Source organism: Ochrobactrum sp. RH2CCR150, assembly GCA_014138095.1.
GTDB classification, from domain to species: Bacteria; Pseudomonadota; Alphaproteobacteria; order Rhizobiales; family Rhizobiaceae; genus Brucella; species Brucella gambitense.
Window position 1 is genome coordinate 467,405 of sequence record JACGXE010000001.1, and the last position, 13,190, is coordinate 480,594.

Below are 13,190 nucleotides of genomic sequence, written 5' to 3' on the forward strand. Positions count from 1 at the left end.
ATTGTGCGTTGCGATTTAAACGGTTTGAATATCAGCACAATGCGCCGTCGCATTTTGGCCAAAAGCGGGCGACATGCAGGGAACCGATCAAGGATACTGTCGTTTCCCTAAACTGAATCGAATTTAGTATCCACCGCCGCAGATTACTCATTTCCTTCGGAAAGGCTGTTAAGGCAGATGCCGGAATTGTCTTCTTCGCACTCCAATTCAACCTCAACCGAGAATACATCGTCAAAGCCACCCAAAGCGAATAGTCCGATGGAGCCGAAATCCACCGGGCAGGGCGGTTTTGATCAGATTCCGCCGGAACAGCCATCGCCGATACGCGCTCTCTACAAGACAGAAGATGAGCTGCGTGTTCTGGCAAGCACCGTCGCCCGCGGGGAGAATATCCCGCTGCCGGGCTATCTGGCGTTTCCGTTCGATCAGCGTCTGTCCGAAAACGGCAAGCTGATCCTGCACGCTTATCGCGCGTCTGACGCTGCGTCGCGTGCGGGTGAGACCATCACGCCTGCTGCGCAATGGCTGCTCGATAATCATTATCAGATCGACAAGAATGTCCAGCAGGCCCGCCGCGATCTGCCGCGTCGCTTCATTCGCCAGTTGCCGCCCTATAAGGCGGTTGAAGGCATGCCGCGCATTTTCGCGCTCGCCTGGCTTTATGTCGCTCATACGGACAGCAATTTTTCGCTGAAAACCCTGACGGCTATCGTTCAGGGCTTTCAGGAGGTCGAGCCGCTCAAGATCGGCGAATTGTGGGCGCTGCCGTCCGCCGTTCGCTATTTCCTGATCGAGAATGCGCGCCGTCTGGCGTTGCGCGTTGACCGCGCCCGCGACATGCGCAATCTCGCCAACACGGCTGCCGACCGCATCGTCGTTGCCGATGGTGCGGAGCTGGATTCCGTTCTGGCGCAATATGCGCAGGCCGCGCGCGACAGCACTTTTGCCACGCATCTTCTCTATCGTCTGCGTTCTGCATCCACCGACACCACGGCGGCTGCAAGCTGGCTGGAGCGGATTCTGGAGCAGGAAGGCAGCAACCCGGAAGACGCCATCGTCGAAGAACATGCGCGCCAGTCCACTGGCGGCGTGACGATGGGCAACATCATCCGCAGCCTGAAATCCATCGATGACGTGGATTGGGAAACCTGGTTCGAAACCGTCAACGAGGTCGATGCGATTCTGCGCGATCACAGCGATTTCGAACTTCTCGATTTCCGCTCGCGCAACGCCTATCGCGTGACGATTGAAAAGCTCGCCCGCTATTCGGATATGAGCGAAATCGACATCACCTGGGCAGCGCTCATGCTTGCCGAAGAAGGACAGCGCGCCGAGCAGGCAGGCCATCCGCAAGCCGAAGGCAAGGGCTCCATCGCCTATTATCTGTCCGGCGACGGTCGCAGTGAGCTGGAGAAAGTCTGCGGTTACAAGGCGCCGTTTGGCGTCAAGGCACTGCGCTTTTATCGCGGGCTTGGACTTCTCGGGCTGTTCATCCCGACGGCGATCTTCACGATCCTCATTCTGCTGCTCGTCAATTACTGCATGAGCCGCGCCGGTCTTTCGACCGATCTGCGCACGCTGTTCACGTTGCTGGCGATTTTCCCGGCAATGGATGCGTCCTATTCGCTGTTCAATGCGCTGGTGCCGTGGTTTGTGCAGCCGACGCGCCTGATCGGTTTCGAATATAAGGAAGGTCTGCCTGAAGAGGCGCGCACGCTTGTCGCTGTGCCGACCTTCATCACCTCGCGTGATTCCATCGACGAGCAGATTCGCAATCTGGAAGTCCATTATCTCACCAATCCGCGTGGCGAGATTTATTTCGCGCTGGTCAGCGACTGGGTGGATGCGAAGCAGGAAATCTCCTCTGCGGATATGGAAATCTACGAATATGCGCGTGAGGAAATCGCCAAGCTCAACGAGCATTATACGGGCGGCGACCAGCCGCGCTTCTTCCTCATGCATCGTCGTCGCCTGTTCAACGACAAGCAGAACTGCTGGATGGGCTGGGAGCGCAAGCGCGGCAAGCTGCATGAGCTGAACCTGCTTCTGCGTGGCGATCAGGATACGAGCTTCTTCCCGCCGGACGAGCGGCTGCCGAAAGAAATCAAATATGTGATGACGCTGGACGCCGATACGCGTCTGACGCCGGAATCCGTTACCAATCTGGCCGGAAAGCTCAGCCATCCGCTGAACCGTCCGGTCATCGACGAAAAGACCGGCAAGGTCGTTCGCGGTTATGGCATCTTGCAGCCGCGCGTCACGCCGTCGCTGACCACCGGCGACGAAGCGTCGTTCCTGCAGCGCGTCTTCTCGGTCAATCGCGGCATCGATCCTTATGTCTTCGCGGTTTCCGACACCTATCAGGATCTGCTCGGCGAAGGCACCTTCACCGGCAAGGGTCTCTACGACATCGACGCCTTTGAGGCAGCGCTGAAGGATCGCGTGCCGGAAAACACGCTTCTCAGCCACGATCTTCTCGAAGGCGGCTATGCCCGCGCGGCTCTGGTCAGCGACGTGGAAGTCGTGGAAGATTATCCGACCGGCTATAATGTCGACGTGTCGCGCCACCATCGCTGGGCGCGTGGCGACTGGCAGCTTCTGCCATGGCTGTTCTCCACCAATCGCGGCGTCAGCGCCACGACCCGCTGGAAGATGGTCGACAATCTGCGCCGTTCGCTGAACCCGATCCTGTGGCTTCTCGCCGCCGTGGTCGGCTGGAGTGTGCTGCCGCTTGGTGCGGCTGCCGTCTGGCAGGGCTTCCTGATCGTCAGCATGTTTGTGGCGCCGACGTTCGGCATCGTCACCAATCTGATCCCGGTGAATATGGATTATTCGCTGAAGGGCCATGCGCAATCGGTTCTGACCGATATCGCGCTCGGCACGGCGGATGTGGCGCTGCGCACCACCTTCATCGCGCATTCGGCTTTCCTGATGGCTGATGCCATTGCGCGCACGGTCTATCGTCTGTTCGTTTCGCGCCGTAATCTTCTGGAATGGCGCACAGCCGCTCAGGCCAAGACGTCACCGGACACGCTGCTGTTCTATTTCCAGCTCATGTGGCCAGCCATGGCCATTGCGGGTCTGGCGATCCTGTTTCCGCTTGCTGCCGAAAGCCATGCCGCGCTGATTGCAGCACCTTTTGCGGTAATCTGGTTCGTCTCGCCGCTGATCGCATGGCTCGTCAGCCGTTCGGCCAAGCCGCAGGATACGCTTGAGGTTCTGTCATCCGACAAGTCGGATCTGCGCCGTTATGCGCGCCGGACCTGGCGTTATTTCGCCGAGTTTGCGAACGACGAAAACCATCATCTGCCGCCGGACAATTTCCAGGAAGACCCGCTGCCGGTGCTGGCGCAGCGCACTTCGCCGACCAATATCGGCGTCTATCTTCTGTCGATTGTCGCAGCCCGCGATTTCGGCTGGATTGGCTTTGACGAAACGGTCCAGCGTGTCGAGGCGACTGTCGATACGCTGGAAAAGATGGAGAAGTATCAGGGCCATCTCTATAACTGGTACGAAACCAACACGCTGACCCCGATGCGCCCGCTCTATGTTTCGGCGGTCGATAGCGGCAATCTCGCCGGCCATCTGGTGACGCTGTCTTCGGCGCTCGAAGAATGGGCTGAAGCACCGTCCGTCTATGTCCAGGGCGATCTCGACGGCATCCTTGATGTCAACGACATCCTTGAGGAAACCATCGCGAATATCCCGGACGATCGCCGCATCCTGCGTCCGCTGCGCCGTCGTCTGGAAGAACGTACCGCCAATTTCCGCCGCGCCGTGCGCACCATCAAGGAAGAGCCGGAAACAGCATCCTTCCGCACGATCAACCTGTCGCTTTTCGCCAATGACATCGTGCGTCTGATGGAAGAACTCGACAGCGAGATCGAGACGCCCGCCAGCGGTGAGGCCAAGGAATGGGCGCGTATTCTGGTCGATACCTGTCAGGCGCATACCGATGACGCCATGGGCGAACGCGATACCGACGCGTTGCGCGAGCGCCTGCGCGATCTCGCAACACGTTCGCGTCAGCTAGCGTTCGATATGCAATTCGGCTTCCTTGAGCGCAAAGAGCGTCGCCTTCTGTCGATCGGTTTCCGCGTGCAGGAAAACGAACTGGATGAAAGCTGCTACGATCTTCTGGCATCCGAAGCGCGTCTGGCGAGCCTGTTCGCCATCGCCAAGGGCGACGTGCCGGTCGAGCATTGGTTCAAGCTTGGCCGTCTTCTGGTGCCGGTGGGCTGGAAGGGCGCTCTGCTCTCCTGGTCCGGCTCGATGTTCGAATATCTGATGCCGCCGCTGGTCATGTCCGAGCCGCTCGGTTCGCTGCTCGACCAGACGAATAAGCTTGTCGTGCAGCGCCAGATCGATTATGCGACCTCGCGCGGTCTGCCATGGGGCATTTCGGAAGCGGCGTTCAATGCGCGTGACGCGCATATGAACTACCAATATTCCAATTTCGGCGTGCCTAACCTGGGTCTCCAGCGCGGCCTGTCGCGCAATGCAGTTATCGCGCCTTATGCGAGCCTGCTCGCATCGCAATATCAGCCAGCGGCTGCCGTCGCCAACCTTAAGCGTCTGGCCAAGCTTGGCGCGCTGGGCCGCTATGGCTTCCACGATTCCGTGGACTTCACCCCGTCGCGTGTTCGCGAAGGCGAAACCTGTGCGGTCGTGAAGAACTATTATGCCCACCACCATGGCATGGCGATCATCGCGGTCAACAATGTGATCTTCGAAGGCCGTATGCGTGAGCGTTTCCACTCCGATCCGGTGATCGAAGCTGCCGAACTCCTGTTGCAGGAAAAGGCGCCGCGCGAAATCCCGATGATCTACGCCAAGACGGAAAATCCGATGCGCGTGGATTCGGGTGGTTTCGACGATGCGCCGATGCGCATCATCGACAAGCCGTTCAAGGCGCCGCGCACCACGCATATGATGTCGAACGGCCAATATGCGCTGATGGTCACGGCCAATGGTTCCGGCTACAGCCGCTGGCACAATTGGGACATCACCCGTTTCCACGCCGATGCGTCGGAAGACCTTCAGGGGTCGTTCCTGTTCCTTCGCGATATGGAAAGCGGCTATTGGTGGTCGGCGACCGGCGAACCGGTGCGCAATCCGGACGAAGAAACCAAGACAGTCTTCACCGAAGACAAGGCGGAATTCTACAAGACCGCCGGTGACATCAAGACCGTCATGGAAGTGATCGTCTCGTCGGAATATGACGGTGAGGGCCGCAGGCTCGACATCATCAATACGTCTGCGCGTGACCGCATCATCGAAGTTACCTCCTATGAGGAACTGGTGCTGACCGACAAGGACAGCGATGCCGCCCATCCGGCCTTTGCCAAGATGTTCGTCGAAACCGAAATCGCCGATAACGGTTCGACCATCTATGCCAAGCGCCGCAAGCGCGCGCCGTCCGATCCGGATATCCATGTGGCGCATTTCGTCACCGATCTGACCGGCGCTGTCCGTGAAACCGAGGTCGAAACCGACCGTCGCGCCTTCATCGGTCGTGGCCGCAGCCTGCGCGATGCCATTGCGTTTGAACCGGGTGCGAAATTCACCGGCAGCCAGGGCTGCGTGCTCGATCCGATTGCATCGGTGCGCACTCGCGTCCGCGTTCCGGCGCACAAGAAGGTGAGCCTTGTTTTCTGGACCTTCGCCGGTGGCAGCCGCGATGCGGTGGAACATGCCGTGGCGATGCATCGTCATCCGGAAAGCTTTGCCCGAGAGTTCTCACTGTCGTGGACCAGCTCGCAGGTACAGCTCTACCATATCGGCATCAAGCCGGCGGAAGCTGCCGATTATCAGAAGGTCGCGGCCTATCTGCTCTATCCGGAACGGACCTTGCGCCAGCCGCCGGAAACCATCGCCAGCGGTCTCGGCAAACAGTCCGATCTGTGGCCGATGTCTATTTCCGGCGATTATCCGATCTTCGCTCTGCGGATTGACAATGAAGCCGATCTCGAAGTGTTGCGTGGCGTGTTGCGCGCGCAGGAATATTGGCGCTCGAAGGGCCTCACCGTTGATGTGGTGGCGGTCAACGAACGTGCCTTCTCCTATGCGCAGGATACCCAACGCGCTATCGACTGGATCGTGGAAGGTTTCCGCGCCCGGGGTGGTGGCCAGCCACACATCTTCGCGGTGCGCCGCGACCAGATGAGCGACGAAAGCTACAACACGCTTCTGGCTTCGGCACGCATCGTCATGCATGCGCAGAACGGCTCGCTTGCCGAGCAGCTGCGCCGCAGCGAGGAAATCACGGTGGATCTGGCCGCGCGCGACGCCAAGTCGGCAACGACCGGTCAGGCTGCGGTTCAGGGTCTCGGGGCTGCTGGTCTTGCACCCGCCGTTATCGAGCGCGGGTCCGGCAGCACGGAAGAACGCCGTCCGGTCGTCAAGCCGAAGGTCACCAATCGTCCGGCCCCAATGGGCGACGATCTCCAGTTCTGGAACGGCTATGGTGGTTTTGCAGAAGACGGCAGTTATGTTGTGCGGGTCAATGGCCTGACCAACACGCCGCATCCGTGGATCAACGTCATTTCCAATCCGTCCTTCGGTTTCCATGTCTCGGCGGAAGGTTCGGCCTTCACCTGGGCTGGCAACAGCCGCGACTATCAGTTGACCCCATGGGCCAACGATCCGGTCACCAACCGTCCGGGCGAGGCGATCTATCTCCTCGACCGCGAAACAGGCCGCACCTTCGCGCCAACGTCGAATGTGCTGCGTGACGAGGCGGTGACCTATGAAGCGCGCCACAGCCATGGCTACAGCACCTTTGCGGCGCAGCATGGTGAACTGGCGCTGGAACTGACCCATATCGTCGATGCTGACAAGCCGGTGCGCCTGTCACGCCTGACGGTCACCAACAAGGGCCGCTCCAAGCGCAAGCTGCGCGCCTATGGTTATGTCGAATGGGTGCTCGGCAATGCCCGCGCCAAGAACGTGCCGTTCATCGTGCCGTCGCATGATGACGAACTGGGCGCGCTCTTCGCAGGCAATCCGTACCATCCGGACAAGTCTGGCCAGATCGCCTTCTTTGCGGCGACTGAAAAGCCGCAATCGGTGACTGCCGATCGCAGCGAGTTCATCGGCACCACCGGTTCGGTGGACAGGCCGGAAGTCGTGCTTGCAGGCAAGGCACTGTCCAATACAGTGGAAGCCGGACGCGATCCGTGCGCGGCGCTGGCGCTCGACGTTGAAGTCGGACCGGGCGAAAGCCGTGAACTGGTGTTCCTGCTCGGCAATGCTGCCGATCAGGCGCAGGCGAAGAAGCTGATCTCCGACACCCGCAGCGCGTCTTTCGAAGACAAGCTGCAGGCGGCGAAGAACCAGTGGGAAACGCTCTTCAACCGCGTGCAGGTGAAGACGCCCGACCCATCATTCGACCTTCTGGTCAATGGCTGGCTGCCTTATCAGGCGATTGCCTGCCGTATCTGGGCACGCGCCGCCTTCTATCAGGCCAGCGGTGCCTTCGGCTTCCGCGACCAGTTGCAGGACACGCTGTCGCTGCTGCTCATTGATCCGACGCTCGCCCGCGCGCAGATCCTCAATGCGGCATCGCGTCAGTTCCCTGAAGGCGATGTCCAGCATTGGTGGCTGCCTGCCACGGGTGCCGGTGTGCGCACGCTGATTTCGGACGATGTGGTCTGGCTCGGCTATGGCACGTCGCTTTATGTCGAGACGACGGGCGACCGTTCTATCCTCGATGAAAAGCTGCCCTTCCTTGTCGGGCGCAAGCTGGAAGAAGGCGAACATGATGCCTTCTATGAGCCGGAAATCTCCAAGGACACGGTGAGCCTTTATGAGCATTGCGCGCTGGCGCTCGACCTCGCGGTTGATCGCACCGGCCAGCATGGTCTGCCGCTGATCCTCGGCGGCGACTGGAACGACGGCATGAACCTTGTCGGCGTGAAGGGACAAGGCGAAAGCGTGTGGCTCGGCTGGTTCCTGGCCTATACGCTGCGTCAGTTCATCCCGATTGCCGAGGCGCGCAAGGACAAGACGCGCGTCGACATCTGGAAAGCGCATCTGGAAAGCCTGACGGCTGCTCTGGATCGCGACGGCTGGGATGGCGAGTGGTATCGCCGCGGTTTCTACGACAACGGCGCGCCGCTTGGCTCAAAAGACAGCGACGAATGCCAGATCGACGCCATTGCGCAGTCCTGGAGCGTTTTGTCCGGCGTTGCCGATCCGAAGCGCGCCGAACAGGCGATGGCTTCGCTCGAAAAGCGTCTGCTGGATGATGAGGGCGAATTGCTTCGCCTCTTCACGCCGCCTTTCGACAAGACCGTGCAGGAGCCGGGTTACATCAAGGGCTATCCGCCCGGCGTTCGCGAGAATGGCGGTCAGTATACCCATGGCGCAACATGGGCCATTCTGGCGCTGGCCCGCATGGGCAAGGCGGCGGAAGCCTGGCATCTGTTCTCACTGATCAGCCCGGTCAATCATGGCCGCAACCCGGATGTCTATCGTGTCGAACCTTACGTGATCGCAGCCGACATCTATTCCGTCGAGCCGCGGCGCGGACAGGGCGGCTGGACCTGGTATACAGGCTCGGCTGGCTGGTTCTACCGCGTGGCGACCGAGGGCATCCTCGGCGTGACAAAGCGCGGCGACAGGCTGCATCTCGATCCGGCGTTGCCGCCGGAATGGGATGGCTATGAAGCCGAACTTCGCTTCGGCGAGGCGCTCTATCGGGTCAAGGTTGTCGCTGGTGCCAAGGACAAGACGATCAAGCTCAACGGTCGCAAGGTCGGCAAACCGGATGAAGGCGTGCCGATCAAGCCGGATGGCGAACACGAAATTGTGGTAGAGCTTCCCAAACAGAAGTGAACCGATTAAAAAGGCGGGTGAAAACCCGCCTTTTGCACGACTCAGGGCTTATTCTTGAGCATTATCCTACGCAAAACCGCTACGCACTTTTGCTGGAAATGCTCTAAGTAGATCCAGATGCCTGTGCCATCGGATACTTGTTATTTTCTGGAGGCCGTCATGGCCAGAACTGATATCGCGCGCCGTGTCTATAACCACGCCTGGAAGCTCGATCCGATTATCCGCAGCCTGCTGGATACGGATTTCTACAAGCTTCTGATGCTCCAGATGATCTGGGGTCTCTACCCCAAGGTGGACGCGACCTTCTCGCTCATCAACCGCACGACCTCGGTGCGGCTTGCCGACGAGATCGACGAAGGCGAGCTGCGCGCACAGCTTGATCATGCGCGCACGCTGCGCTTTTCCAAGAAGGAAATGATCTGGCTGGCGGGTAATACATTCTATGGCCGCAAGCAGATTTTCCAGCCTGAATTTTTGGCATGGCTGCATGATTTCCAGCTGCCGGAATATGAGCTTCGTCGCAAGGACGGGCAGTATGAGCTGCATTTCCATGGGCCGTGGTCTCACACTTCCATGTGGGAAATTCCAGCACTTGCCATCATCAATGAGTTGCGTTCGCGCGCGGCGATGAAGAATCTCGGGCCGTTCTCGCTCGATGTGCTCTATGCCCGCGCCAAGGCCAAGATGTGGAGCAAGGTGGAGCGCTTGCGCCTGTTGCCCGACCTGAAAATTTCGGATTTCGGCACCCGCCGCCGCCATTCTTTCCTGTGGCAGCGCTGGTGCGTCGAGGCGCTGAAGGAAGGCATTGGCGGTTCCTTCACCGGCACCAGCAACGTGCTTCTGGCCATGGATACCGACCTTGAAGCGCTCGGCACCAATGCGCATGAATTGCCGATGGTGCTGGCGGCACTCGCCAAAACCGATGAGGAACTACGCAGCGCCCCTTACCGCGTGTTGCAGGACTGGAATCGTTACTATGGCGGCAATCTGCTGATCGTCCTGCCGGATGCCTTCGGCACTGCGGCCTTTCTGCGTAATGCGCCGGACTGGGTTGCTGACTGGACAGGTTTCCGTCCCGACAGCGCCCCGCCCGTCGAAGGCGGCGAGCGCATCATCGAATGGTGGAAGTCACGCGGCAAAGATCCGCGTGAAAAGCTGCTTATTTTCTCCGATGCGCTGGATGTCGATACGATCGAAGATACCTATCGTCACTTCGAAGGCCGTGTGCGTATGAGCTTCGGCTGGGGCACCAACCTCACCAATGATTTCATGGGTTGTGCGCCGAAAAACATCGAAGGGCTGAACGCCATTTCGCTGGTCTGTAAGGTAACGGATGCCAATGGCCATCCGGCGGTCAAGCTTTCCGACAATCCGCAGAAAGCGACAGGCGATCCGAAGGAAGTGGCGCGTTATCTCAAATTCTTCGGCAATGAAGAGAGGGTGGAGCAGCTCGTCAGGGTGTGACGGGCTGCTCAACCTGTCTATTCCATCAGTCGTGCTGTGCCGGACAGCCGGATCGATCCGCCGCGTTCCGTGCCGATCTCGGCGCGAATATGCGATGGGCTTCCCATGTCCTCGCCCTGAAACACTTCGATCTCGCCGCCATGCGGCCAGCCGATATCACGCAGATAGGCGGCAAAGGCCGCCGTGGAAGCGCCCGTTGCCGGGTCTTCATAGACGCCGCCGGCTGCAAACGGATTGCGGCTGTGGAAGCGCTGCGGCGTTTCCGAATGGATGAGCAGGATGGTCGTCCAGCCCTGCCGTTTCATCATCACACGCCCACGCGCCAGATCATAATGCATCGAGGCCAGCTTCTCGCGTGAGCGCAGCGGTAGCAATATGTGGTCTGCGCCTGCATGGATCAACGCGGGCGGAATGCCCGGCGCAAGATCGTCCTTGTCGTAACTGAACAGCGACAGAGCCTGTTCCACCTCGACTTCGGCGGCTGCACGGTTGCGCGTCGGCGGTGATTGCAGGCTGGCGGCGAACAGCTCACCTTCCTTGCGACCGTCAACGCTGATGGTGCTGCCATTGAGCTTCAGATTGAAATGTCCGTCGCCCATGCGCATGGCCAGCGCTGCACCGAGAGCAATGGTGGCATGGCCGCAGAACGGCACTTCCATTTCGGGCGCGAAATAGCGTACGCGCCAGCTTTCGCCATCCGGCATGGCGAAAGCTGTTTCAGAAAAGCCAACCTCCTTGGCAATTTTCTGCATTTCCTCTGGAGAGGGAAGGCGGTCCGCAATCAGCACGCCTGCTGGGTTGCCGCCCTGATTGCCTTGCGAGAAGGCTGCGATGCGCAAGACGTCCACTGATTTGTCCTTCGCCATATTCGATTCTCTCCCACCCACTCTCTATAGAAGGCGCGAATTGAGTCGGGTCAATGGCGTAGGTTAGAAGGTGCTGTCTTATCTGTAGATGACGGAATCAATCGCGCATTTCTGTGGCCCAGGGCGGGTTCGCACCTGCGCGGGAAACGGTGACTGCCGCAGCCCGAACACCAAGCGCGACAGCGGAATGAATCTGGTCTTCGTTGAGATTCTCGATGGCGGCCTTGTTGAGCAGGCCCTGATTGTGCAGGCTCACCAGAATGCCCGCATTGACGGTATCGCCCGCACCGACCGTGTCCACCACATCAACCTTGACGCCGGGCACACGCACCGTTGCACCGGCCGTATAGGCATCGGCGCCATGAGCGCCCTTTGTGATGACGATCAGCTTTGGACCGAGTTTCAGCCATTCGGCGGCGATTTCATCATGACTGCCATGTTCGCCAAACCAGTTGAGATCTTCGTCCGACAGCTTCACGATATCCGCCAGCGCGATCATGCGCTTCATGCGGGCCAGATGCTTCTCGCGGTCGGTGATGAAACCGGCACGGATATTGGGATCGAGGAACATGACCCGCTTTGGCGCTTCACGGGTCATCAGCGCTTCATAGACGCTGCCGCACGGCTCGGAAATCAGGCTGATGCAGCCAAACAGCATGGCGTCGATGCTGTCATCCACGAAAGGCATATCGCTTTCGGAAAGCATGCGGCCAGCCGTATTCTCATCGTAGAAAGCATAGCGCGCCTGACCGTCCACAAGGCGGACGAAGGCAAGCGTTGTCGGGCGATCCGAAATGGCGGCAAAGGAATAATCGACGTTGGAGCGCGCCAGTGTGTCACGCAGCACTTCGCCGAAGAAATCGGAGGAAATGCCGGAGAAGAAGCCGGTCGGCACGCCAAGCCGCCCAAGCGCTATGGCCGAGTTGAAAACCGAACCGCCCGCAAAAGGCACAAAGGCCGTTTCGCCGGTCGCGGTTTCGCGTGGCAGCATGTCGATCAGGGCTTCACCGCAACAAAGGATCATGGCTCGGTCTACTGTTGAATTGGATTTTAAATCGATTAAAGCGAACTAAACAAAAAGCGCGGTGTTTTTCAACAGCCGCGCTTGGTATTTTTGTCAGACGTGCTGGCCGCCATTGATATGTATTTCCGATCCAGTGACATAGGACGAAGCCTCGGTGCACAGGAAGTAGATGGTTTCCGCGACTTCCGAGGTTTTGCCGAGGCGGCGCATGGGCAATTGTTCGACCAGCTTTTCCGTGCCCGGCGACAGGATCGCTGTGTCGATTTCGCCCGGCGCAATGGCGTTGACGCGGATGCCATAGGGACCGAAATCCGAAGCCATTTCGCGGGTCAGCGAGGAAAGCGCCGCTTTGGACGTAGCATAGGCGGTGCCCGCAAAGGGGTGAACGCGACTGCCGGCAATCGAGGTCACGTTGACGACGGAGCCCTGTGCTACTTCGAGTTCCTTGAACAGACCGCGCGCCAGCATGATCGGGGCCATGAAATTGACCTGAAACACGTCGCGCCATACGGCCATCGGCGTTTCGATCGAATTCAGGCGGCGTCCACCATCGGCTTTCGGCGAAATGCCCGCATTGTTGACGAGCGCATGCAGTTTGCTGCCATTGGCCTCCAGGCGACGGCGGATTTCGGCAATTGCTTTGCCGACATCTTCCTGATCAGCCAGATCGACCTTGATATGGTCTTCCGGTCCGGCGGGCCATGGGCAATTATCGGAAAAATCCTGCCGCGAGCAGGTAATCACGCGCCAGCCCGCGCGTGAAAAACGCTTGACGGTCGCATGGCCGATACCGCGGCTGGCGCCGGTCAGAACCAGCGTCTTGCGCTCTTCGTCAACCTTCGGGCCTTCGGACTGGGACGCATCTGTTCTGGTCATTTGGGTCATAGGAAAACCTCGCTCTCAAATCTTGAATAGACCATGCCGCTCAAGATTTCGAGGGGAATTAGCAACTGCGCGTGGAAGGTGCTTCACTTGATCGCGACCGGGGGAGCGAATTG

The 13,190-nt window shown here is 59.3% G+C and carries 5 protein-coding genes; 2 read left to right on the plus strand and 3 right to left on the minus strand.

The window, feature by feature from the left end; all coding sequences use genetic code 11:
- Nucleotides 1-177 precede the first annotated feature (177 nt).
- On the plus strand, nucleotides 178-8,838 hold the full coding sequence (locus FHW03_RS02165; protein ID WP_182519146.1) for a GH36-type glycosyl hydrolase domain-containing protein: 8,661 nt from the start codon (nucleotides 178-180) through the stop codon (nucleotides 8,836-8,838).
- Nucleotides 8,839-8,997: 159 nt separating this feature from the next.
- A complete protein-coding gene (gene pncB, locus FHW03_RS02170) occupies nucleotides 8,998-10,302 on the plus strand; it encodes a nicotinate phosphoribosyltransferase (RefSeq protein ID WP_138783929.1) in 1,305 nt (434 codons plus the stop codon).
- A gap of 17 nt (nucleotides 10,303-10,319) precedes the next feature.
- Here pncB and FHW03_RS02175 read toward each other — a convergent pair whose 3' ends face one another.
- The 3 genes from FHW03_RS02175 to FHW03_RS02185 all read right to left on the minus strand — a co-directional run bounded on the left by FHW03_RS02175 (nucleotide 10,320) and on the right by FHW03_RS02185 (nucleotide 13,077).
- Nucleotides 10,320-11,150 carry a PhzF family phenazine biosynthesis protein gene (locus FHW03_RS02175; RefSeq protein WP_182519419.1) on the minus strand — a complete coding sequence of 277 codons (831 nt, stop codon included), beginning with the start codon at nucleotides 11,148-11,150 and terminating at the stop codon, nucleotides 10,320-10,322.
- 115 nt (nucleotides 11,151-11,265) lie between these two features.
- Nucleotides 11,266-12,192: a carbohydrate kinase gene (locus FHW03_RS02180; RefSeq protein WP_182519147.1), complete on the minus strand. Its 927-nt coding sequence runs from the start codon at nucleotides 12,190-12,192 to the stop codon at nucleotides 11,266-11,268.
- Between the two features lie 93 nt (nucleotides 12,193-12,285).
- Nucleotides 12,286-13,077 carry an SDR family NAD(P)-dependent oxidoreductase gene (locus tag FHW03_RS02185; RefSeq protein ID WP_182519148.1) on the minus strand — a complete coding sequence of 264 codons (792 nt, stop codon included), beginning with the start codon at nucleotides 13,075-13,077 and terminating at the stop codon, nucleotides 12,286-12,288.
- Nucleotides 13,078-13,190 lie beyond the last annotated feature (113 nt).

What these genes read in the sequence shown, in the direction of transcription:
- FHW03_RS02165 (WP_182519146.1), top strand. Translation starts at nt 178, where the DNA reads ATGCCGGAATTGTCTTCTTCGCACTCCAATTCAACCTCAACCGAGAAT.
- pncB (WP_138783929.1), top strand. Translation starts at nt 8,998, where the DNA reads ATGGCCAGAACTGATATCGCGCGCCGTGTCTATAACCACGCCTGGAAG.
- FHW03_RS02180 (WP_182519147.1), bottom strand. Translation starts at nt 12,192, where the DNA reads ATGATCCTTTGTTGCGGTGAAGCCCTGATCGACATGCTGCCACGCGAA.
- FHW03_RS02185 (WP_182519148.1), bottom strand. Translation starts at nt 13,077, where the DNA reads ATGACCCAAATGACCAGAACAGATGCGTCCCAGTCCGAAGGCCCGAAG.